Raw genomic sequence first — 21,708 nt, 5'->3', positions numbered from 1 at the left:
CGGGCAAGCCCGCTCCCACAGGGGATTGGTGTTGCTGGGCAGTAGGCGCTCGGCTGGAGATTGCCCAGGCACTGCCAATCCTCTGTGGGAGCTGTCGAGCTTTAGCGAGGCTGCGAAGGCGGTGGCATGGCTGGTAGAGGTGTTGGCTGAACCACCGCTTTCGCGGGCAAGCCCGCTCCCACAGGGGATTGGTGTTGCTGGGCAGTAGGCGCTCGGCTGGAGATTGCCCAGGCACTGCCAATCCTCTGTGGGAGCTGTCGAGCTTTAGCGAGGCTGCGAAGGCGGTGGCATGGCTGGTAGAGGTGTTGGCTGAACCACCGCTTTCGCGGGCAAGCCCGCTCCCACAGGTGATTGGTGTTGCTGGGCAGTAGGCGCTCGGCTGGAGATCGCCCAGGCACTGCCAATCCCTTGTGGGAGCTGTCGAGCTTTAGCGAGGCTGCGAAGGCGGTGGCATGGCTGGTAGAGGTGTTGGCTGAACCACCGCTTTCGCGGGCAAGCCCGCTCCCACAGGGGATTGGTGTTGCTGGGGAGTGAGTGTTTGGCTGGAGATTACCCAGGCACTGCCAATCCTCTGTGGGAGCTGTCGAGCTTTAGCGAGGCTGCGAAGGTGGTGGCATGGCTGGTAGAGGTGTTGGCTGAACCATCGCTTTCGCGGGCAAGCCCGCTCCCACAGGGGATTGGTGTTGCTGGGGAGTGAGTGTTCGGCTGGAGATCGCCCAGGCACTGCCAATCCACTGTGGGAGTTGTCGAGCTTTAGCGAGGCTGCGAAGGCGGTGGCATGGCTGGTAGAGGTGTTGGCTGAACCACCGCTTTCGCGGGCAAGCCCGCTCCCACAGGGGATTGGTGTTGCTGGGCAGTAGGCGCTCGGCTGGAGATTGCCCAGGCACTGCCCATCCTCTGTGGGAGCTGTCGAGCTTTAGCGAGGCTGCGAAGGCGGCGGGACTGTTGGTGGAGGGGTTGCCCTCAGCCATAGAATCTCCCACAGGTTGATTGTGTGGTGTCAGGCCGGCCCTGGTTATTTGGGGTAGAGCGGCGGCAAGCTGGTGGTGTCCGTCGCAGGGTCCAGCTCGCGTTCGGCCATGGGGATGGCCTTGACCGCGCGCCACAGTTCTTCGCCCAGCCAGTATTGGCCGCTTTCGCTGTAGAGCGCGCCGTTGAGGCCGTCGAGGGCGTCGGACAGTGGTACAAACCGGGCGGCCATCTCGGCCAGGGTTTCCGGTTGCTGGCGCGCCCAGGCGTCGAGGGCCTGGCGGGTGGCCTGGGGGTCGTTGGCCTGGGTGGCGCGTTTGAGGTCGTCGAGCAGCGTACGTGGGCTCGGGCCGGTTTGCGCGGCGCGCAGCACGGCGGGCTGGCGACGTGCACGCCACCACAGGCCAAAGCCGAGCAGGGTGGTGCAGGCCAGGATCAGCGTACTCAGTTGCCATAGCCACAAGCGACTGTCGTCCGGTGCGGTGATGATGGTCGGCGTAGCGGGGGTGTCCACCACCAGGCTTGGGTTGTTGGCCACTTGCAGGGTGCGCGCCGGCAGGCTGGTATGTTCAAGGTGGTCTTCGTGGGTGTTCCACCACACCACGTCTACCGCCGGCAGTTCCAACGGGCCGACGCGGTTGGGCACCAGGGCTTCGCGGTCTTCGCGGCTGCCGATCAGGCCGCGGTCGCTGGTCTGGTTGCCGAGCACCGGTTGGTCCGGGTAACGGCGCAGGCCGTTGATGTCGGTGCTGGGCAGCGCCGGCAGTTGCGCGCTGGAGAGGCCTTCGGCCTTGACGATGAGACTGCGGGTCAGGGAATCGCCAACCTGCACATGCTCAGGCTCGGGGTTCCAGCTTTCGCTCAGGGTCAGGCTGCGCGCGGGCAGCCAGGGCGCGTCGGCGGGGTAGAGTTCGGGCTTGGGCTTGACCGTCAATGGCAGCGGCGCCGAGCTGACATGGATCAGCTTGCCGGGCTTGGTGCCTTGCAGGGTGTTTTCCTGGGGCGGGCGCGACTCCACCAGCGTCGCACTGAAGGTCTGCGCCGGAATGTCCAGCGTGCCGCTGTGCTGCGGGTAGATCGCGTAGCGGGTTTCGATCACGCCGTGGCGGATGCTGTTGATGACCTTTTCGTAGGTGCGCGACTCGCCCAGTTGCTCGACGCGGGCGTCGGCGATCTGCAATGGCGTGAGGCTGCTGTCGTCATACAGCGACACCGAGTGGTACACCCGCACCGTCAACAGCGCCTGGGCCTGTACGTACACGGCGGTCTGGTCGAGGCTGGCTTCGATGAACACTGGCGCCAGCTCGGCGCTGGTGTTCTGGCTGGCGGTCTCCACCACTTGCAGGCTGATGGGTTGGGTCGAGTATTCGCCCACTTGCAGCGGCGGGATGATCACCGTGCCGTTTTCCTTGGGCAGCAGGGTGATGATCCAGCGCGTGGTCGCGTGGTTGTCGCCGCCGAGGGTAGTGAGTTGGTTGAGCTGGCGCGTGCCGCTGACTTCGAACTGTGCCTCCAGCGGCGACAGGTCGGGCTTGCCGAACTGGGTGACGTCGCTCGATTCCACCGTCAGCTCGACCGTTTCCCCGGAGTTGAGGCGGCTGCGGTCGACGCTGGCGACCAGGTTCGCCGCCTGGGTGTGGCCTGCCGATAACGTGAGCAGAAGCAGTAGGGTGGTGCGGCGGCTCATCGAGTCTTGTCCTGATGTTGTTGCTGTTCGTACCAGAATTTGCGGCGCAGCAGTTCACCGGGGTTGTCCGGGATCTCCCGCAGCCATTGTTCCAGGGCCTGGCGGTGTTCTCCGTCAAGGCTGGCGTCGTTGGGGCGCAGCGGCGGGGTGGTGGTTTGTTCATCCCCCAGTTCGCTGCCCGGCACTTCGTTGCCGCCGGTGGGGGGTGTGGCCCCGGCCTGGGTCTCGCCGGTGCCGGCCTCGCCCTGGCCCTGGGACGTCTGTTCGTCACCTGTGGCATTTTGCCCGCTGGCACCCGGCTGCGCAGTTTGGCCGGGTTGGCGGGTTTCGTCATCCTGGTTTTCTGCCGGTTTCTCCGGCTCGGGCTCGGCCTGTTCCTGCATCAAGGCTTCCACCAGGGCTTTGTTTTTCAACGCCGGTTGCAGGTCGGGCTGGGCTTCCAGCGCCTGTTCATAGGCATCGATGGCGGCTTCCAGTGCGCCGGACTTGGCCAGGGCATTACCACGATTGTAGTGGGAGTAGGCGTCATTGCCTTCGGCGAAACGCTTGATGGCCTCGGCGTAGTTGCCCGCTTCATACAGCGCCACACCCTGCCATTGCGAGTCCTGGAAGTGCTCGGCGGCTTCGGCCGGGCGCTTTTTCTTCAGCAGGTATTGGCCTTGCTGGTCGGGGCGCAGCCACAGGTCCTGTAATTCAAAGGCATAGCTGGGCTGGGGCGCGGTCAACAGCAGCAACGGCAGGCAGAACAGCCAGCCGCGGCGCCCGGCGCAGGCCGCCAGCAGCAACAGCGGCAGGAGCAGCCAGTAACCCTGGTCGGCCCAGGTGTCGAGGTGCAGGCGCTGGCCGTCGTCGCGCAGGGCCTGGGGCGGGTCGAGCACGCCGAGTTGGCGCAGGTCCTTGTCATCCAGGCGCGCGGCACGGTAGCGGCCGCCCATCTCACTGGCAAAGGCCTTGAGTGTGGGGCTGTCGAGACGTGGTACCAGAATCGCACCTTGTTCGTCCTTGAGAAACTCGCCGCTTTCCTGGGTCACGGGCGTGCCTTCACGGCTGCCGATGCCGAGGATCGACAGGCTCGGGGTCTGGGCACCTTGCAGCAGCAGGCGAATGCCCTGGCGTTCCTGTTTGGACAGCGACGAGCCGATCAACAGCAGGCGTCCCTGGCCCAGCCCGCCTTGTTTGAGCAGGAACAGGGCTTTCTCGACCGCCAGGTCGGCGCGGTGGCCGGGCTCGGGCATGATCGAGGGGCGCAGCGCTTCCAGCAGGTTGCGGCTGGTGGCGAGGTCGTCCGACAGCGGCACTAGGGTGTGGGCGCTACCGGCGTAGACGACGATGGCGGTCTGTGCGTCGGTGCGTGCCTGCAACAAATCGTAGAGCTTGCGCCGTGCCTGCTCCAGGCGGTTGGGCGGGCTGTCGGTGGCGAGCATTTCCGGAGTGAGTTCCAGCAATACCACCAACGGGTCGGATGGCTTCTGGCTGGACTGTTCAACCCGCTGCCAACTCGGGCCCAGCAACGCCAGCACGGCCAGCAGCCAGGCGATGCCGAGCACCACCCACGGCGCTTTGCTTTCGCGGCCGTTGCCGCCGCTGAGCAACACGGCATGGAAGGCCGGCGGCAAGATCATCTGCCAGCGCCCGGCGCGTTTTTGCCGGTGCCACAGTTGCCACAGCAGCCAGCCGAGCAACGGCAGCAGCAACAGCCACCAGGGACGGAACCAGTGCGGCCACAGGTCGATCATCGACGCCTCCGTAAACGCAGGCGTTTGAGGCGTTGGCGCCATTCAGGGTGCTGTTGCAGGAAGCGGCCCTTGCTCGACAGTTTGTCGAACAGCCGTTGCAGCGCGTTGTTCGGCCAGCGTTCCTGGATCACCAGCAGCATGCTCAGCACCAGGGCCAGGCCGAGGGGCGCGCTGTACAGCGCCAGGGCCGGGCGGGCCTGGGTCGGTTGCTGTTCGACGGGTTCGAGTTTGTCGAGGGTCTGCTTGATGGCTTGCAGCTCTTCGCCATCGCGCGCGCGGAAATACTGGCCACCCGTGGCCTCGGCAATCGCTTTGAGCGCGGGCTCGTCAAGGTCCAGGCTCGGGTTGACGCCAAGGATACCCAGGGAACCGGTCTGCTCAGGGTCGGCACCGATGCCGATCGGGTAGATTTTCACCCCTTCCTCGGCGGCCAGGCGCGCGGCGGTCAGCGGGTCGATCTGCCCGGCGTTGTTGGCGCCGTCGGTGACCAGGATCAGCACGCGGCTTTGCGCCGGGCGTTGGCGCAGGCGCTTGAGGGCCAGGCCGATGGCGTCGCCAATCGCGGTGTTCTTGCCGGCGATGCCGATGCGCGCTTCATCCAGCCAGGTGCGCACGGTGCGGCGGTCGAAGGTCAGCGGCGCTTGCAGGTAGGCCTGGCTGCCGAACAGGATCAGGCCGACACGGTCGCCTTCGCGCGCCTCGAGGAAATCGCCGAGCAGGTGCTTGACCAGGCTCAGGCGACTGATGTCGTCGTCCTGCCAGTGCATGTCGGGGAAATCCATGGAGCCGGACACGTCTACCGCCACCAGCAAGTCGCGGCCACTGGCGGCAATCGGCAGCGGTTCGCCGAGCCATTCCGGGCGCGCGGCGGCACTGAGCAGCAACAGCCACAGGAAAACGAATGGTGCTTGCTGGCGCCAGCCCGGCAGGTTTGAGCGGGCGCGGCGGCGGGCGAGGCTTTCGAGGTCGTTGAGGTAGCTGACCTTCAAGGCCGGCTCACCGCTGTCGGCGACCGGCAGCACCAGGCGCATCAGCCAGGGTAATGGCAACAGGGCGAAGATCCACGGCCAGGCGAACTCAAACATGTTTGCGAATCCAGGTGTCGACGGCTTGGGTCAGGCCGGCGATGGCCTTGTCGTCGAGTTTGCATTCGGGCTTGTAGGCGCCTTCCACCAGCACCATCCAGCGCGTCAGGCCGGCGGCGGGGCAGCGGTTGTCGAGGAATGCCAGCCATTTGCGGCCGTTGAGGGTGTGGCTCTGGCTGTAGGGGTAGTCGTTGCGACACAGGCGCTTGAGCAGACCGTTGAGTTGTTGCAGCCAGGCGCCGGCAGGGGCGCCGTCGTAGGGCTTGGGCATCAGCGCGAGTTCCGCCAGCGCGGCGATGCGCAGTGGGTCCAGTGGTTGTTCGGCGCGGGCCACCGGGCGTCGTGTCGGCAGGAAGCGGCGCAGTGACCACAGGCCCCAGCCGAGCAACGGGATGAGCAGCAGTAACAGCCACCAGCCCGGGGCCGGCGGCCAGAAACCGATGGCCGGTGGGGCGATCAGCGGTTGCAGTTGGTCAAGGCTGCTCATTGTTTTTTAACCGGGCGTTGCGGGTTGAGGTATTCACGCAGTTGCTCGACCATTTCGCTCTGGGTGCTCAACGGCATCAGCAGCACCCGCAGTTTTTGCGCGAGCAGTTCCCAGCGTGCAATGCGCACTTCGGCCTGGGCTTTGTAGGCCTGGCGCAGGTCGTAGTTGAGCGTGTCGAGTTCCAGCAGCGCGCCGCGTTGGGCGAAACGCAGCAGCCCGGCGGCGGGCAGGGCGTGGTCGAGCGGGTCGGAAATCGGCAATAGCAGCAGGTCGCAATGGCGCGACAAAAGGCTCAGCTGTTGCTCGGCGCCTTCGGTCAGGGCGCGCTCATCGCAGATCACGATCACCAGGCTGCCCGGGCGCAGTACTTCGCGGCCACGACGCAGGGCCATGCCGAGTGCATCGGCTTCCGGGTGGCTTTCGGTGTTCAGGCTCTGGTTGACCCGCACCAGGCGGTTGAGCAGTTGCAGCAGGCTTTGCTTGCTGCGCCGCGGCTTGATTTCGTAGTGCTCGTTGTCACCGAATACCAACCCGCCGACACGGTCGTTGTGGCCCAGCGCCGCCCAGCCGATCAGGCTCGCCGCCTGGGCCGCGAGCACCGACTTGAACATCTGCCCCGAACCGAAAAACAGCCGGCAGCTTTGCTCGACCATGATGAAGATCGGCCGTTCGCGTTCTTCATGGAACAGCTTGGTGTGCGGCTCCTGGGTGCGTGCAGTCACGCGCCAGTCGATGGTGCGTACGTCATCGCCGGCCTGGTACACGCGCACCTGGTCGAAGTCGACACCGCGCCCGCGCAACTTGGAGTGATGCAGGCCGATCAGCGGGCTGCGCTGGCTCGGCGTGGAAAACAGCTGCACTTCGCGCACGCGATGGCGCATCTCGATCAATTCGCTGAGGGTGACGCGGATGCCATCGCCTGCGTTCATGGGGCTCAAGCGACGGCAACGACGTCGAGAATGCGTTGCACCACGCGGTCCTGGTCAATGCCGGCGGCTTCGGCTTCGAACGACAGAATGATGCGATGGCGCAGCACGTCGAACAGCACCGCCTGAATATCCTCCGGGCTGACAAAGTCGCGACCGGCCAGCCACGCATGGGCGCGGGCGCAGCGGTCGAGGGCAATGGAGCCCCGCGGGCTGGCGCCGTAGGCGATCCACTCGGCCATCTCCGGGTCGAACTTGGCCGGGGTGCGCGTGGCCATGACCAGTTGCACCAGGTATTCCTCCACCGCATCGGCCATGTACAGGCCGAGGATTTCCTTGCGGGCGGCGAAGATGGCTTGCTGGCTGACGCGACGCTCGGGTTTGGTTTCGCCATTGAGCGCTTCGCCACGGGCCTGTTGCAGGATGCGCCGTTCCACGGTGGCGTCCGGGAAACCGATTTTCACATGCATCAGGAAGCGGTCGAGCTGGGCTTCGGGCAATGGGTAGGTGCCTTCCTGCTCGATGGGGTTTTGCGTGGCCATCACCAGGAACAGTGGCGACAGTTCGTAGGTGCTGCGCCCGACGCTGACCTGGCGCTCGGCCATGGCCTCGAGCAAGGCCGATTGCACCTTGGCCGGGGCCCGGTTGATTTCGTCCGCCAGCACCAGGTTGTGGAAGATCGGGCCTTGCTGGAACACGAAGCTGCCGGTTTCCGGGCGATAGATCTCGGTGCCGGTGATGTCGGCGGGCAACAGGTCAGGGGTGAACTGGATGCGATGGAACTGCGCCTCGATGCCTTCAGCCAGCTCTTTGATGGCCTTGGTCTTGGCCAGTCCCGGCGCGCCTTCGACCAGCATGTGGCCGTCGGCGAGCAGGGCGATCAACAGACGATCGATGAGTTTTTCCTGGCCGAGAATCTGCGTAGAAAGAAAGGTTCGCAGCGCGAGCAGCGCTTCACGATGTTCCATCGATGACGGTTCCTGGAGAGGTGCGCCCTGGGCGTCATGACACGAGCGCCGGGCTGGGGCGTCTACTTTAATGCATCGAGGGGTGTGGCGACTAACGGCGTGACGGGTATTTTTGGCAAATCTTGTAGGATTTTTGTGTTGAAACACTGTGAATGTGTGAGCGAGCAAGCCCGCTCCCACACAAGCTTCAACCTCATTTGACTCTGGGTGGACTTAGATTCGGATGAAGGTGCCGGTGCCCTTGAGGATGTTATGCAGGGTTTCTTCGACTTCGGCCAGGTCCGCTGCGGCGGTGGCGTGGGTGATCTGCAACTGATCCTTGCCGCCCAGCGCGTCGGCATCGCCTGCTGCCAGTTCTACCAGCAGCGTGGTGTCGCCCAGGGTGACTTTAAGCCCGTCAAGCGTCGATGGCTCGTAGTCCCAGGTCAGTTCCACTTCGTCTTCATCCGGGTAGCGGGTGAGCATGAACATCTCACCGTTCTTGCCGTGGCAGCAGAGCATGGCCATGTTGTCTTCTTCGTCGTCGCACGGGGTGACCATCAGGGCGTCGGTTTTAAGTTGCAGCATGGGGAATCCTGTCAGGGCTAGGGCGCAATGCCGGCGATTGTGCCATTGCGGCGAATTTTGTGCTGCATTCTACGTCTGGCCCAGTGCATGACCTTGCGGGCCGAATCGGTCATTTCTGGCACTCACAGGCGTGATAATAGCCGATTTTTTCGCCGCGAATTCCGGGTTGCCCAAGTTGCAACCCGCAGCCTGCTTACCGATGACCGAATATGTCGCAGCATCGCAAGCAGCCGTCTTCCTACACTCGTTAAGCTGCGCAACGGATGTGCACCTGCCAGGCGCCTGACCTGCCCGTCGTACCGTCACCCGGCAAGGTGTGTATCTTGTGAAAGTTGTATGTGACCCGGTGGTCTTGTCCAGCTTCACCCACCTGTCACGCCGAATTCGCTATGGTTAACCTGCGAACGGCGCTGACGGTCTCCCCGCAAGGGGACAACACGCGACGCTTTCATCAATAACAAGCCCAAGCGGAGTACCACAGATGGCGTTCTTCACCGCAGCCAGCAAGGCCGACTTCCAGCATCAACTGCAAGCGGCACTGGCGCAGCACATCAGTGAACAGGCACTGCCACAAGTGGCGCTGTTCGCTGAACAATTCTTCGGCATCATTTCCCTGGATGAACTGACCCAACGTCGCCTTTCCGACCTGGCCGGCTGCACCCTCTCTGCGTGGCGCCTGCTTGAGCGCTTTGACCACACCCAACCGCAAGTGCGTGTGTACAACCCCGATTACGAACGTCATGGCTGGCAATCGACCCACACTGCGGTCGAAGTGCTGCACCATGACCTGCCGTTCCTGGTGGACTCGGTCCGTACCGAGCTGAACCGCCGCGGCTACAGCATCCACACCCTGCAAACCACCGTGCTCAGCGTGCGCCGTGGCGCCAAGGGCGAGTTGCTGGAAATCCTGCCAAAAGGCACCCAGGGCGAAGGCATCCAGCAAGAATCGCTGATGTACCTGGAAATCGACCGTTGCGCCAATACCGCCGAACTGAGCGTGCTGAGCAAAGAGCTTGAGCAGGTGCTGGGCGAAGTGCGCGTGGCCGTGGCCGATTTCGAGCCGATGAAAGCCAAGGTCCAGGACCTGCTGGCCGGTATCGACGCGAGCCAGTTCGCCATCGACGGCGAAGAAAAGGCCGAGATCAAGAACTTCCTGGAATGGCTGGTGGGCAACCACTTCACCTTCCTCGGCTATGAAGAGTTCGTGGTACGTGACGAGGCGGACGGCGGTCATATCGAATATGACGCCGATTCCTTCCTCGGTCTGACCAAGTTGCTGCGTGCCGGCCTCACCGCCGACGACCTGCGCATCGAAGACTACGCGGTGAACTACCTGCGCGAACCGACGGTACTGTCGTTCGCCAAGGCGGCCCACCCAAGCCGTGTGCACCGTCCGGCCTACCCGGACTATGTGTCGATCCGCGAGATCAGCGCCGACGGCAAGGTCATCAAGGAACACCGCTTCATGGGCCTCTACACCTCTTCGGTGTACGGCGAAAGCGTGCGCGTCATCCCGTACATCCGCCGCAAGGTCGCCGAGATCGAGCGCCGCTCAGGCTTCCAGGCCAAGGCGCACCTGGGCAAGGAGCTGGCGCAAGTCGTAGAAGTGCTGCCCCGTGACGACCTGTTCCAGACCCCGGTCGACGAGCTGTTCAGCACCGTGATGTCCATCGTGCAGATCCAGGAACGCAACAAGATCCGCGTGTTCCTGCGCAAAGACCCGTACGGTCGTTTCTGCTACTGCCTGGCCTACGTGCCGCGCGACATCTATTCCACCGAAGTGCGCCAGAAGATCCAGCAAGTGCTGATGGATCGCCTGAAAGCATCGGATTGCGAGTTCTGGACCTTCTTCTCCGAATCCGTGCTGGCCCGTGTGCAACTGATTCTGCGGGTCGATCCAAAGAACCGCCTCGACATCGACCCGCTGCAACTGGAAAAAGAAGTGGTGCAGGCTTGCCGCAGCTGGCAGGACGACTACTCGAGCCTGGTGATCGAAAGCTTCGGCGAAGCCCAGGGCACCAACGTGCTGGCCGACTTCCCGAAAGGCTTCCCGGCTGGTTACCGCGAGCGTTTCGCTGCGCATTCGGCCGTGGTCGACATGCAGCATCTCAACAGCCTGACCGAAACCAATCCGCTGGTGATGAGCTTCTATCAGCCGCTGGGGCAGGTCTCCGGCCAGCGCGAGCTGCATTGCAAGCTCTATCACGCCGATACCCCGCTGGCGCTGTCCGACGTACTGCCGATCCTGGAAAACCTCGGCCTGCGTGTGCTGGGCGAGTTCCCGTATCGCCTGCGTCACGCCAATGGCCGTGAATTCTGGATCCATGATTTTGCGTTCATCGCCGCCGAAGGCGTGAACCTGGACATCCAGCAGCTCAACGACACCCTGCAGGACGCCTTCGTGCACATCGTCCACGGCGATGCCGAGAACGATGCGTTCAACCGCCTGGTACTGACCGCCGGCTTGCCTTGGCGCGATGTGGCGCTGCTGCGTGCCTACGCGCGTTACCTCAAGCAGATTCGCCTGGGCTTCGACCTGGGTTACATCGCCAGCACCCTGAACAACCACACCGACATCGCCCGCGAGTTGACCCGGTTGTTCAAGACCCGCTTCTACCTGGCGCGCAAACTCACCGCCGACGACCTGGAAGACAAGCAGCAACGCCTGGAGCAAGCGATTCTCAGCGCGCTGGACGACGTTCAGGTGCTCAACGAAGACCGCATCCTGCGTCGCTACCTGGACCTGATCAAAGCCACGCTGCGTACCAACTTCTACCAGACCGACGCCAACGGCCAGAACAAGTCGTACTTCAGCTTCAAGTTCGACCCGCGCGCGATTCCCGAGCTGCCAAAGCCGGTGCCGAAGTTTGAAATCTTCGTCTACTCGCCGCGTGTCGAAGGCGTGCACCTGCGTTTCGGCAACGTTGCCCGCGGTGGCCTGCGCTGGTCCGACCGTGAAGAAGACTTCCGTACCGAAGTGCTTGGCCTGGTAAAAGCCCAGCAAGTGAAGAACTCGGTCATCGTGCCGGTGGGTGCGAAGGGCGGCTTCCTGCCGCGTCGCCTGCCACTGGGCGGCAGTCGCGACGAGATCGCGGCCGAGGGTATCGCGTGCTACCGCATCTTCATTTCCGGTCTGTTGGACATCACCGACAACCTCAAGGATGGCGCCCTGGTGCCACCGGCCAACGTCGTGCGTCATGACGACGATGACCCGTACCTGGTGGTTGCCGCGGACAAGGGCACCGCGACCTTCTCCGACATCGCCAACGGCATTGCCATCGACTACGGCTTCTGGCTGGGCGATGCGTTCGCCTCCGGTGGTTCCGCCGGTTACGACCACAAGAAAATGGGCATCACCGCCAAGGGCGCGTGGGTCGGTGTGCAGCGTCACTTCCGTGAGCGCGGCATCAACGTGCAGGAAGACAGCATCACCGTGGTGGGTATCGGCGACATGGCCGGTGACGTATTCGGTAATGGCCTGTTGATGTCCGACAAGCTGCAACTGGTCGCAGCGTTCAACCACCTGCACATTTTCATCGATCCAAATCCGAACCCGGCCACCAGCTTTGTCGAGCGCCAGCGCATGTTCGAGCTGCCGCGTTCGGCGTGGACCGACTACGACACCAGCATCATGTCCGAAGGCGGCGGTATCTTCTCGCGCAGCGCCAAGAGCATTGCCATCTCGCCACAGATGAAAGAACGCTTCGACATCTCGGCCGACAAGCTGACCCCGACCGAACTGCTGAACGCCTTGCTCAAGGCGCCGGTGGACCTGTTGTGGAACGGCGGTATCGGCACCTACGTCAAGGCCAGCAGCGAAAGCCATGCCGATGTGGGCGACAAGGCCAACGACGCATTGCGCGTCAACGGCAACGAGCTGCGCTGCAAGGTGGTGGGCGAGGGCGGCAACCTCGGCATGACCCAGCTGGGTCGTGTGGAATTCGGCCTCAATGGCGGCGGTTCCAACACCGATTTCATCGACAACGCCGGTGGTGTGGACTGCTCCGACCACGAAGTGAACATCAAGATCCTGCTCAACGAAGTGGTGCAGGCCGGTGACATGACCGACAAGCAACGCAACCAGTTGCTGGCGAGCATGACCGACGAAGTCGGCAACCTGGTGTTGGGCAACAACTACAAGCAGACCCAGGCCCTGTCCCTGGCCGCGCGCCGTGCCTACGAGCGTGCTGCCGAGTACAAGCGCCTGATGAGCGACCTGGAAGGCCGTGGCAAGCTGGACCGCGCCATCGAGTACCTGCCGACCGAGGAGCAGCTCGTCGAGCGCGCGGCCAACGGCAAGGGCTTGACCCGCCCAGAGCTGTCGGTACTGATCTCGTACAGCAAGATCGACCTCAAGGAAGCGTTGCTCAAATCCCAGGTGCCGGATGACGAGTACCTGACCCGTGACATGGAGACCGCGTTCCCGCCGAGCCTGGTGGCCAAGTTCGGCGAGGCGATGCGTCGTCACCGCCTCAAGCGCGAGATCGTCAGCACCCAGATCGCCAACGACCTGGTCAACCACATGGGCATCACCTTCGTTCAACGACTCAAAGAGTCGACCGGCATGAGCCCGGCGAACGTGGCCGGCGCTTATGTGATCGTGCGCGACATCTTCCACCTCCCGCACTGGTTCCGCCAGATTGAAGCCCTGGATCATCAGGTTTCCGCTGACGTGCAACTGGAGCTGATGGACGAGCTGATGCGTCTGGGGCGCCGCGCCACGCGCTGGTTCCTGCGCAGCCGTCGCAACGAACAGGACGCTGGTCGTGACACCGCGCACTTCGGTCCGCATCTGGCGGCGTTGGGCCTCAAGCTCGACGAACTGCTGGAAGGCCCGACCCGCGAAGGCTGGCAGACCCGCTACCAGGCTTACACCGAAGCTGGCGTGCCTGAGTTGTTGGCGCGCATGGTTGCAGGCACTACCCACCTGTACACCTTGCTGCCGATCATCGAAGCCGCCGACGTGACCGGGCATGACGCCGCCGAAGTGGCCAAGGCCTACTTCGCCGTTGGCAGCGCCCTGGACTTGCCGTGGTACCTGCAGCAGATCAGCGACCTGCCGGTGGCCAACAACTGGCAGGCACAGGCCCGCGAAGCGTTCCGCGACGATGTGGACTGGCAGCAACGGGCGATCACCATTTCGGTACTGCAAATGGCCGACGCGCCACAAGACATGGAAGCCCGCGTGGCCCTGTGGCTTGAGCAGCACAAGGACATGGCTGAGCGTTGGGTGGCGATGATGGTGGAGATTCGTGCTGCCGTTGGCACGGACTACGCCATGTATGCAGTGGCCAACCGCGAGTTGCTGGACCTGGCGTTGAGTGGTCAGTCGGTGTTGTAACCGGCTTGATCAAGCGCTGAAAACAAAAGCCCCCGTATCGCAAGATACGGGGGCTTTTTTACTTGAATTGGAATGCGATCACTGTGGGCGCTGGCTTGCCTGCGATAGCGGTGTATCAGTTGCAGATGTGTTGGCTGACCCTCCGCTATCGCAGGCAAGCCAGCTCCCACATTTTGATCTCCATTTGTCAGGGGGATCAGTGGTGTTTGAGTAATTTGGATTCAAGGTGGTCCAGGTGCTGGGTCATCAGGCTCACGGCGGCGGTGGCGTCGCGTTGCTCCAGTGCATCCACAATCGCCACATGTTCTTGCCATGCACAGTAGGTACAGGCTTTCGCTTCATATTGGGCAATGACCAGCGACGTCAGCGGCACCAGGCTGTTGAGAAACTGCGCCAGCGGGGCATTACGCGCCATCGCCGCCAGTTGCAGATGAAACTCCCCGGACAAACGAATCGCCGGGCCACGTTGATCGCGCTCGATGCATTCGCGCTCGCGGGCGATCAGTTCGCGTAACTGGCGCACTTGTGTGGGTGTCGCATGCACGCAGGCCAGTTGCACCACGGTGATTTCCGTCAGGCGCCGGGCTTCGAGGATCTGCCGGGTTTGCTGCGCATCCGGTGCGGCCACCTGGGCACGCTGGTTGGGGCGCAGGATGATCACTTGTTGATGGGACAGTTTCGCCAGGACCCGACGAATCACGCTGCGGCTCACGCCAAAGGTCTCGCCCAGGCTCTCTTCGGTGAAACGGCTGGCCGGCGCGATGCGCTGTTCGAGGATGGCGTCGAACAGGCGCGGGTAGATGTCGTCCACCGAGGGTTTTTTACCGGCGATCAAGCGCAGGGCAGGGAAGATAGGGTCGCGTTGCAACGCATAAGCGGTCATGGCCGGTCTCCAAAAAATCAGCTGCCCAGATGGTCATCCGGGATGTTCAAGCGAATGCCCATGCGCAGGCCTTCCTGAAGGATGTGCCGACGCATTTCGGCACTGGCCAGGGCGCTGTTCTTGTTGCGGATGGCGCGCACCACGGCTTCGTTTTCGCGCAGGCGTTCGGCCAGGTGTTCCGGCGAGTTGCGCAGTACCTGCGCGCTTAGCTTGAGGGCGTTGCGGGTCTGTTGCACGACGTTCTGGAAGATCGGGTTGGAGGTCAGGGCGAACAGTTCTTCGTGAAAGCCGATATAGGCATTCATGCCGGCCTCGGCATCTTCGGCGTCGAGGGCTTCGCGCATGTCCATCAGGGTCAGGCGCAGTTGGCCGACTTCCTTACTGCTGATGGACTGGGCGACCAGGCCCACGACGAAGGGCTCCAGGGTGTAGCGCAGTTGCAGGATGTCTTCGAGGCTGGCGTCGGCCACCGCGTCGTTGGTCTGGGGTTCGCTGACATCGGTTTCGAGTACGACCACGCCCTTTCCGGGCATCGAGCGCACCAGGCCAAGGGTTTCCAGCACGATCACCGCTTCGCGCAGGCTCGGGCGGCTGATGCCCATCTGTTCCGCCAGTTCGCGTTGGCCGGGCAGCATTTCGCCCCGGCGCCACTGACCCCGCGCCAGGGCGGCGCGGAGTTTTTCTACCACTGAATTGACGACGGTTGAGGTGCTGATCACGTCTACCTCTCCTTTATGTTGCAAATACGGTAATGAATCCAGTGAAGATCTAGTGTGGGAGCTGGCTTGCCTGCGATAGCGGTGTGTCAGTCAAATCATTCTTTACTGATACACCGCTATCGCAGGCAAGCCAGCTCCCACATTGGTCTGTGTTGTTCTCAGGAGTGCATCAGAACTCCTGATGCGCCGGCAGTACCGGCTTCTTGGCCTGGAAGGTATAGCCGTGCTGGCCTTCAAGCACCTTGTTGGCGCGCTGCAGGTCGATGTCTTTTTCCCAGCGGGCGATGGCCACGGTAGCGACGCAGTTGCCGATCAGGTTGGTCAATGCGCGACCGATGCCCATGAACCAATCCACCGCCAGCACCAGCACCAAGCCCACCACCGGAATCGCCGGGATCGCCGTGAGTGTCGCCGCCAGGATCACCAGGGCCGAGCCCGGGATGCCGTGGGCGCCCTTGGAGGTGATCAGCGACACCAGCAGGATGGTCAGCAAGTCGGTCATCGACAGCGGCGTGCCGGTGGCGTTGGCGATAAACACGATGGCCAGGGTCAGGTAGATCGAGAAACCGTCGAGGTTGAACGAATACCCCGTCGGAATCACCAGGCCTACGGTCGAGCTGCCGATGCCCAGGTGCTCGAGTTTGCGCATGATCTGTGGCAGCACCGCGTCGGACGAAGCGGTACCCATCACGATCAGCAGTTCTTCGCGCAGGTACTTGAGCAGCGGCAACATACGCAGGCCGGACAGGCGCATTACCAGGCCGAGGATCAGCCCGACAAAGGCGAAGCAGGTCAGGTAGAACAGGCCAACCAGGCTGCCCAGGTGTTGCAGCGAATCGAGGCCGTAGGTGCTGGTGGTGAAGGCGATCGCGCCAAATACACCGATTGGCGCCAGGCGCACGATCATGCCCATGATGCGGAAGATCACATGGCTCAGTTCGTTGATCAGGCGCGAGATGCCGGAAGCCGCCTCACCCACCAGGTTCAGCGCGCTGCCGAACAGCACCGAGAACAGCAGCACTTGCAGAACGTTGTTGTCGGCGAAGGCGCCGATTACCGAGTTGGGGATCAGGTCCATCAGGAACTGGCTGGTGCCTTTGATGTGCTGGCCTTTGTCGGCCAGTTCATTGAGGCCAGCGGAGGACAACTGCTCAAGGTGGATATTGGCGCCGGTGCCGATCCCGGTACTGAAGGCCATGACCAGGCCGATCACCAGGGCGACGGTGGTCAGGATTTCAAAGTAGATCACCGACTTGAGGCCGATGCGCCCGACTTTCTTCAAGTCGCCTGCACCGGAAATACCGCTGACCACCACGCAGAACACGATCAGGCCAATCAGCATTTTGATCAGCTTGATAAAGCCGTCACCCAGGGGTTTGAGTTGTGTGGAGAATTCGGGAAGGGCCAAGCCGCATATGACGCCAAGCATCAGGCCAATCACGACTTGCAGGAAAATCGAACGCGAGCACCATCTGAGCATGGGAGGGATCTCTATTCGGTGCCCTGGTGGTTCCAGGGCTTAATTGTTGTGGTCTTACCGGTAAGTCCAGTGCCGGGCCAGTCTACGCTGGGGTTTTTTGAAATCACAAGTAAAAATTCGCCGGTTGTCCGGTCCCGGTCTGACCAGTTGGTCGGTGACGGTGATGCTTGAGCGGTTGGCGGGTGATAAAAATTTTCGCTTATGATCCGGTGCTTGGCACTTGAGGTAATGGATGGACAGACCAGGACTGACGACCGACGCCTGTGGGCAGACCTATTGCGCCTGGCGCACGTCCGCGCCGGAATACCCGCGTTACCACGATCACGAGTGGGGCGTGCCGGTGGCCGACGACACCCAGTTGTACGAGAAGATCTGCCTGGAAGGCTTTCAGGCGGGCATGGCGTGGATCACCATCCTGCGCAGGCGCGAGCAGTTCAGGGTGGCGTTCGAGGGCTTTGATTTTCGCAAGGTCGCCACGTATGGCGAGGCCGATATAGCGCGCTTGATGAACGATGCCGGGATTGTGCGTAATCGGGCGAAGATCGTGTCGACCATCAACAATGCACGGCGTGCCTGTGAGCTGGTGGATGAAACGGGTTCACTGGCAGCCTGGCTGTGGGCGTTCGAGCCCACTGCACAAGAGCGCCCGGCGGTGGTCGATCTGGCTTATTGGGCGGGCAACCCCACGTCCCCGGCCTCGGTGCGGTTGTCGAAGGCCTTGAAGAAGCGTGGCTGGACCTACGTCGGCCCGACCACGATGTATGCGCTGATGCAGGCGATGGGCATGGTCAACGATCACCTGGAAGGCTGCCACTGCCGGGCACAGATCGAAGACCTGCGCCGGCAGTTCAAGCGGCCCTGAAGCCTGGGTTCAGGAGAGGAAGCCGCCGTCCACGTTCAGCGATACGCCGGTGGTGTAGCTGGACGCATCGCTCGCCAGGTACAGCACCGCGCCGGCCATTTCGCTCGGGTCGGCCACGCGTTTGAGCGGGATCTGCGCCAGTGCGGTTTTCAGGATCGCATCGTTTTTCACCAGCGCCGAGGCGAACTTGGTGTCGGTCAGCCCCGGTAGCAGGGCGTTGCAACGAATGCCAAACGCTGCGCATTCCTTGGCGAACACCTTGGTCATGTTGATCACGGCGGCCTTGGTCACCGAGTAGATGCCCTGGAACACGCCAGGGGAGATGCCGTTGATCGAGGCCACGTTGATGATGCTGCCGCCACCGTTCTCACGCATCAGCTTGCCGGCTTCCACCGACATGAAGAAGTAGCCGCGGATATTCACGTCGACAGTCTTCTGGAAGGCGCCGAGGTCGGTGTCCAGCACGTTGCAGAATTGCGGGTTGGTTGCGGCGTTGTTGACCAGGATGTCCAGGCGGCCGAACTGTTCGCGAATACCGGCGAACACCTGGGTGATCTGCTCCATTTCGCCGATATGGCAGGCAATCGCCGTGGCTTTGCCGCCGGCGGCGATGATCGCGTCCGCCACATGCTGGCAGCCGTCCAGCTTGCGACTGGAGACGATCACATGGGCGCCTTGCTGGGCCAGTAACTTGGCGATGGCCTCACCGATGCCACGGCTGGCGCCGGAAACGAAGGCGATCTTGCCGTCGAGGTCGAACAGGTTGGTCTTGGACATGGAGGTTCCTTAGAGGGCTGATTTACCGATCACGTTCAGGCTCATCTGCTCCAGCAGCTTGTTCATCTGGATGAACTGCGCGAAGCGTTTGTCCTGGGTCTGGCCATGGAAGAAGCGGTAGTAGATCTGCTGCACGATGCCGGCCAGGCGGAACAGGCCGTAGGTGTAGTAGAAGTCGAAATTGTCGATCTGGATGCCGGCACGTTCGGCGTAGTAGTCCACGAACTGGCGGCGGGTGAGCATGCCGGGGGCGTTGCTCGGCTGGCGGCGCATCAGTTGCACCGGGGCCGGGTCGGCGGCTTCGATCCAGTAAGCGAGGGTGTTGCCAAGGTCCATCAACGGGTCGCCGAGGGTGGTCAGTTCCCAGTCGAGCACACCGATGATCTGCATCGGGTTGTGTGCGTCGAGGATCACGTTGTCGAAGCGGTAGTCGTTGTGCACGATGCTGGACGTCGGGTGGTCGGCCGGCATCTTGTCGTCGAGCCACGCGCGCACTGCTTCCCAGCGCGGGGCGTCGGGGGTCAGGGCTTTTTCGTAGCGATCGCTCCAGCCGCGGATCTGCCGCGCCACGTAGCCTTCGGGCTTGCCCAGGTCGGCCAGGCCGCATGCGGTGTAGTCGACTTGATGCAGTTCGACGAACTTGTCGATAAAGCTTTTGCACAAGGCTTCGGTCTTGGCCGCGTCCAGGCCCAGTTCGGCCGGCAGGTCGGAGCGCAGGATGATGCCGTTGACCCGCTCCATCACATAGAACTCGGCGCCGATCACCGATTCATCGGTGCAGTGCACGTAGGCTTTGGGGCAGTACGGAAAGCCGTCCTTGAGGCTGTTGAGAATGCGGTATTCCCGGCCCATGTCGTGGGCGGACTTGGCCTTGTGGCCAAAGGGCGGGCGGCGCAGGACAAATTCCTGGCCGGGGTACTCCAGCAGGTAAGTCAGGTTGGACGCACCGCCAGGAAACTGGCTGATGGTGGGCGTGCCGCTCAGGCCGGGGATATGGGCCTTGAGGTAGGGATCGATCAGGCTGGCGTCAAGTTCTTCGCCTGCCCGGATCTGGGTCGATTGGTCGTTCAGCGCCATGCTTATCCCTTCTGCTTATTCTAAAGGCCTCGGACTATTTCCTAATCTAATGCGCACAACCGCCCAGCGACAAGGTCGGGGCGGTTTAATAGGTTAGCGTGTTGGAGGGTGATCAGCGTGCCTGATGGGTCACTTTGCAGGCGGGGGCAGCGTGACCGGCGTGAGCACCGGGCGACCGGCGAAAAACTCCACCAGGTTATCGGCCACGCGCTGCACCGTATCATGGGCGGCCTCCGGTGACAGGCCGGCGACATGGGAGGTGAGCACGGTGTTGCTCAAGCGCTTGAGGGCGTCGGGCACTTGGGGCTCGTCGTCGAACACGTCCAGGGCGGCACCGCCAATGCGCCGCTGCTCCAGGGCAGCCACCAGGTCGGCGGTGACCACCACGCTGCCGCGTCCGATGTTGACCAGGTAACCATTGGGGCCGAGGGCGTCGAGGGCGTGGCGATCGATCAAGTGGCGGGTGCCGTCGCCGCCGGGCGTGGCCAGGATCAGGAAGTCCGAGGTGCGCGCCAGTTCCACCGCGGACGAACAGTAGGTGTAGTCCACATCATCGCGCGGCTGGCGGTTGTGGTAGCTGATTTCCATACCGAAGCCGAGGGCCGCGCGCTTGGCGATCTCCAGGCCCACCGCACCCAGCCCGAGAATGCCCAACTGCTTGCCGCCCAGGGACGGCCGCATCACTTTGGGCCATTCATTGCGCCGCACGGCGGCGTCGGTCTGCGGAATGCCGCGCACCAGCGACAACAACAAGGCCATGGCGTGGTCGGCCACCGATGGCGCGTTGACCCCGGCGCCGTTGGTGACCACGATCCCGCGATTGCTGGCCGCTTGCAGGTCGACATGTTCATAGCCTGCGCCGATCACGCATATGATTTCCAGCAAGGGCAGGGCGTCGATTTCCGCGGCGTACAAGCCCAGCGGACCACGAGTCAGCACGGCCTTGATCTGGGCGCCGTGGGTCTTGATGGCCTGGGCGCGTTCGGCGGGTGTGGGAGCCAGGATCACATGAAAGTCATTGCTTTCGATGATGGGCAGGTAGGCGTTGATGGTTTCAACCAGGACCAGAACTGTTGCGGTCATCGGAAGGCTCTTCCTGAAGGGTTTGAGAGGATGAGTATGCGGGATTTGTAGGGCGGTTCGTTTTACTGAGTAAGAAAATTTTCTTCTTGCGTAAGGCTGTTCTAACAGTTGGATATTGCGCAGAACACCCTCAACGGTGAACTGCGCAATAGGCCCCTGAGGGCCTCCGCGGTTTAGTGGGTCGCGTGGTTGCTTGAGCACCAGAGGTCCCTTGCGCTGATACGCTTCACAAACGCCCCGGCCAATGTCCCATTGTGATGCTCGATGATCGCTTCGGCCTTCAGCGCCGGAGTGTCCATGCAGGTGTGGCCATCCTCGGGCAATACCACCGAAAACCCCAGTTCAACCGCTACACGGCAAGTCGTGTCGATGCAAAACTGGGTTTTCATGCCCACAATCACCAGTTCGTCGACCTGGGCTGCGCGCAGTTGTCGGGCCAGGTCCGTGCCCAGAAAACAGCTTGGGCGGGTTTTGTTGAATAGATGGTCACGGTGTTCGTCCACTTCCAGGCCGTGCCATACCTGCCAAAGCGGGCTGCCCGCCGCAATCGGCGAACCTTCCGGGCCGGTGTGGCGCGCCACGAAGATCGGCTTGTTGGCGGCGCGGGCGCGCTTGATCAACTGGTTGATGGTGTCGAGCAGGCGTTCACGCTCGAAAGGTCTTTGCGGGCCATCGTATAGGCCGGCTTGCATATCGATGATCAACAGGGCGTCAGCCATGGTGTTGCTCCTTGTGATTGCCTGGTGGGCGGGGCAACAAAAAGGCCCCGTCCATTGCTGGCGGGGCCTTGGGTTGAATCTGTGGGGTATTTAGCTCGACCACCCACAGCCACCGCGCGACCCGCCGAAAGCGGTCGTGGTGGTGATGCGGGTGAGGTGCAACGGCATAACGTTCATCGCCGGATCATGCTGGCGTGGGCGCTGGATTGTCAACAAATGTGTCTGGGTTGGGTGCGGCGTGTCGATATACCACGCCACCGTTCCTCAGCTAAGTCTTTGCTTATTCACAAGAATCCCGGACAATCGCGGCCCTTCTATGGTCGGGGCGCTGCCTGTCAGGTT

General features: G+C 62.7%; 16 protein-coding genes. 2 read left to right on the top strand and 14 right to left on the bottom strand.

What is annotated here, in order from left to right:
* Nucleotides 1-1,015: 1,015 nt before the first annotated feature.
* The 7 genes from IB241_RS23195 to IB241_RS23165 form a co-directional block, all read right to left on the bottom strand.
* On the bottom strand, nucleotides 1,016-2,656 hold the full coding sequence (locus IB241_RS23195) for a BatD family protein (protein ID WP_192300531.1): 1,641 nt from the start codon (nucleotides 2,654-2,656) through the stop codon (nucleotides 1,016-1,018).
* Nucleotides 2,653-4,392, bottom strand: a complete 1,740-nt coding sequence (locus IB241_RS23190; RefSeq protein ID WP_192300530.1) for a tetratricopeptide repeat protein — start codon at nucleotides 4,390-4,392, stop codon at nucleotides 2,653-2,655. The genes IB241_RS23195 and IB241_RS23190 overlap by 4 nt, the downstream gene beginning before the upstream one ends.
* Nucleotides 4,389-5,477: a vWA domain-containing protein gene (locus IB241_RS23185; protein ID WP_192300529.1), complete on the bottom strand. Its 1,089-nt coding sequence runs from the start codon at nucleotides 5,475-5,477 to the stop codon at nucleotides 4,389-4,391. The genes IB241_RS23190 and IB241_RS23185 overlap by 4 nt, the downstream gene beginning before the upstream one ends.
* On the bottom strand, nucleotides 5,470-5,964 hold the full coding sequence (locus IB241_RS23180; protein WP_192300528.1) for a DUF4381 domain-containing protein: 495 nt from the start codon (nucleotides 5,962-5,964) through the stop codon (nucleotides 5,470-5,472). The genes IB241_RS23185 and IB241_RS23180 overlap by 8 nt, the downstream gene beginning before the upstream one ends.
* Complete coding sequence (locus IB241_RS23175) at nucleotides 5,961-6,893, bottom strand: DUF58 domain-containing protein (protein WP_192300527.1); 933 nt, start codon at nucleotides 6,891-6,893, stop codon at nucleotides 5,961-5,963. Before IB241_RS23175 ends, IB241_RS23180 begins: the two co-directional genes overlap by 4 nt.
* A 5-nt stretch (nucleotides 6,894-6,898) precedes the next feature.
* Nucleotides 6,899-7,858, bottom strand: coding sequence for an AAA family ATPase (locus IB241_RS23170; protein WP_034119884.1), 960 nt, complete (start codon nucleotides 7,856-7,858; stop codon nucleotides 6,899-6,901).
* 213 nt (nucleotides 7,859-8,071) lie between these two features.
* Nucleotides 8,072-8,425, bottom strand: coding sequence for a hypothetical protein (locus IB241_RS23165; protein WP_192300526.1), 354 nt, complete (start codon nucleotides 8,423-8,425; stop codon nucleotides 8,072-8,074).
* Between the two features lie 481 nt (nucleotides 8,426-8,906).
* On the opposite strand from IB241_RS23165, the gene IB241_RS23160 reads away from it, so the two are divergent.
* A complete protein-coding gene (locus IB241_RS23160) occupies nucleotides 8,907-13,766 on the top strand; it encodes an NAD-glutamate dehydrogenase (RefSeq protein WP_192300525.1) in 4,860 nt (1,619 codons plus the stop codon).
* Between the two features lie 196 nt (nucleotides 13,767-13,962).
* Here the strand turns inward: IB241_RS23160 and IB241_RS23155 are convergent, their stop codons facing one another.
* From IB241_RS23155 to IB241_RS23145, 3 genes are all read right to left on the bottom strand, one after another.
* On the bottom strand, nucleotides 13,963-14,649 hold the full coding sequence (locus tag IB241_RS23155; RefSeq protein WP_192300524.1) for a GntR family transcriptional regulator: 687 nt from the start codon (nucleotides 14,647-14,649) through the stop codon (nucleotides 13,963-13,965).
* 17 nt (nucleotides 14,650-14,666) lie between these two features.
* Nucleotides 14,667-15,368 (bottom strand): FadR/GntR family transcriptional regulator, encoded by a 702-nt coding sequence (locus IB241_RS23150; protein WP_192300523.1) that lies wholly within the window; start codon nucleotides 15,366-15,368, stop codon nucleotides 14,667-14,669.
* 169 nt (nucleotides 15,369-15,537) lie between these two features.
* Nucleotides 15,538-16,863, bottom strand: coding sequence for a C4-dicarboxylate transporter DctA (locus IB241_RS23145; RefSeq protein ID WP_192300544.1), 1,326 nt, complete (start codon nucleotides 16,861-16,863; stop codon nucleotides 15,538-15,540).
* A 217-nt stretch (nucleotides 16,864-17,080) separates the two neighbouring features.
* Here IB241_RS23145 and IB241_RS23140 point away from each other — a divergent pair, with 217 nt between their 5' ends.
* The gene (locus tag IB241_RS23140; RefSeq protein WP_192300522.1) at nucleotides 17,081-17,710 is read left to right on the top strand and encodes a DNA-3-methyladenine glycosylase I; all 630 of its coding nucleotides are present in this window, start codon (nucleotides 17,081-17,083) and stop codon (nucleotides 17,708-17,710) included.
* A 9-nt stretch (nucleotides 17,711-17,719) separates the two neighbouring features.
* Here the strand turns inward: IB241_RS23140 and IB241_RS23135 are convergent, their stop codons facing one another.
* The 4 genes from IB241_RS23135 to IB241_RS23120 form a co-directional block, all read right to left on the bottom strand.
* Complete coding sequence (locus IB241_RS23135) at nucleotides 17,720-18,487, bottom strand: SDR family oxidoreductase (protein WP_192300521.1); 768 nt, start codon at nucleotides 18,485-18,487, stop codon at nucleotides 17,720-17,722.
* A gap of 9 nt (nucleotides 18,488-18,496) precedes the next feature.
* Nucleotides 18,497-19,564: a phosphotransferase family protein gene (locus tag IB241_RS23130; protein WP_192300520.1), complete on the bottom strand. Its 1,068-nt coding sequence runs from the start codon at nucleotides 19,562-19,564 to the stop codon at nucleotides 18,497-18,499.
* 129 nt (nucleotides 19,565-19,693) lie between these two features.
* Nucleotides 19,694-20,647 carry a 2-hydroxyacid dehydrogenase gene (locus IB241_RS23125; protein ID WP_192300519.1) on the bottom strand — a complete coding sequence of 318 codons (954 nt, stop codon included), beginning with the start codon at nucleotides 20,645-20,647 and terminating at the stop codon, nucleotides 19,694-19,696.
* Nucleotides 20,648-20,820: 173 nt separating this feature from the next.
* Complete coding sequence (locus IB241_RS23120; protein WP_192300518.1) at nucleotides 20,821-21,366, bottom strand: cysteine hydrolase family protein; 546 nt, start codon at nucleotides 21,364-21,366, stop codon at nucleotides 20,821-20,823.
* Between the last annotated feature and the right edge of the window lie 342 nt (nucleotides 21,367-21,708).

Source organism: Pseudomonas sp. PDM05 (genome assembly GCF_014851685.1).
GTDB lineage: Bacteria > Pseudomonadota > Gammaproteobacteria > Pseudomonadales > Pseudomonadaceae > Aquipseudomonas.
The sequence above is the reverse complement of the archived record's forward strand: the minus strand, read 5'-3'. Positions and strand labels throughout refer to the sequence as shown.

What these genes read in the sequence shown, in the direction of transcription:
- IB241_RS23165 (WP_192300526.1), bottom strand. Translation starts at nt 8,425, where the DNA reads ATGCTGCAACTTAAAACCGACGCCCTGATGGTCACCCCGTGCGACGAC.
- IB241_RS23135 (WP_192300521.1), bottom strand. Translation starts at nt 18,487, where the DNA reads ATGTCCAAGACCAACCTGTTCGACCTCGACGGCAAGATCGCCTTCGTT.
- IB241_RS23195 (WP_192300531.1), bottom strand. Translation starts at nt 2,656, where the DNA reads ATGAGCCGCCGCACCACCCTACTGCTTCTGCTCACGTTATCGGCAGGC.
- IB241_RS23185 (WP_192300529.1), bottom strand. Translation starts at nt 5,477, where the DNA reads ATGTTTGAGTTCGCCTGGCCGTGGATCTTCGCCCTGTTGCCATTACCC.
- IB241_RS23180 (WP_192300528.1), bottom strand. Translation starts at nt 5,964, where the DNA reads ATGAGCAGCCTTGACCAACTGCAACCGCTGATCGCCCCACCGGCCATC.
- IB241_RS23140 (WP_192300522.1), top strand. Translation starts at nt 17,081, where the DNA reads ATGGACAGACCAGGACTGACGACCGACGCCTGTGGGCAGACCTATTGC.
- IB241_RS23125 (WP_192300519.1), bottom strand. Translation starts at nt 20,647, where the DNA reads ATGACCGCAACAGTTCTGGTCCTGGTTGAAACCATCAACGCCTACCTG.
- IB241_RS23130 (WP_192300520.1), bottom strand. Translation starts at nt 19,564, where the DNA reads ATGGCGCTGAACGACCAATCGACCCAGATCCGGGCAGGCGAAGAACTT.
- IB241_RS23160 (WP_192300525.1), top strand. Translation starts at nt 8,907, where the DNA reads ATGGCGTTCTTCACCGCAGCCAGCAAGGCCGACTTCCAGCATCAACTG.
- IB241_RS23120 (WP_192300518.1), bottom strand. Translation starts at nt 21,366, where the DNA reads ATGGCTGACGCCCTGTTGATCATCGATATGCAAGCCGGCCTATACGAT.
- IB241_RS23155 (WP_192300524.1), bottom strand. Translation starts at nt 14,649, where the DNA reads ATGACCGCTTATGCGTTGCAACGCGACCCTATCTTCCCTGCCCTGCGC.
- IB241_RS23190 (WP_192300530.1), bottom strand. Translation starts at nt 4,392, where the DNA reads ATGATCGACCTGTGGCCGCACTGGTTCCGTCCCTGGTGGCTGTTGCTG.
- IB241_RS23175 (WP_192300527.1), bottom strand. Translation starts at nt 6,893, where the DNA reads ATGAACGCAGGCGATGGCATCCGCGTCACCCTCAGCGAATTGATCGAG.
- IB241_RS23170 (WP_034119884.1), bottom strand. Translation starts at nt 7,858, where the DNA reads ATGGAACATCGTGAAGCGCTGCTCGCGCTGCGAACCTTTCTTTCTACG.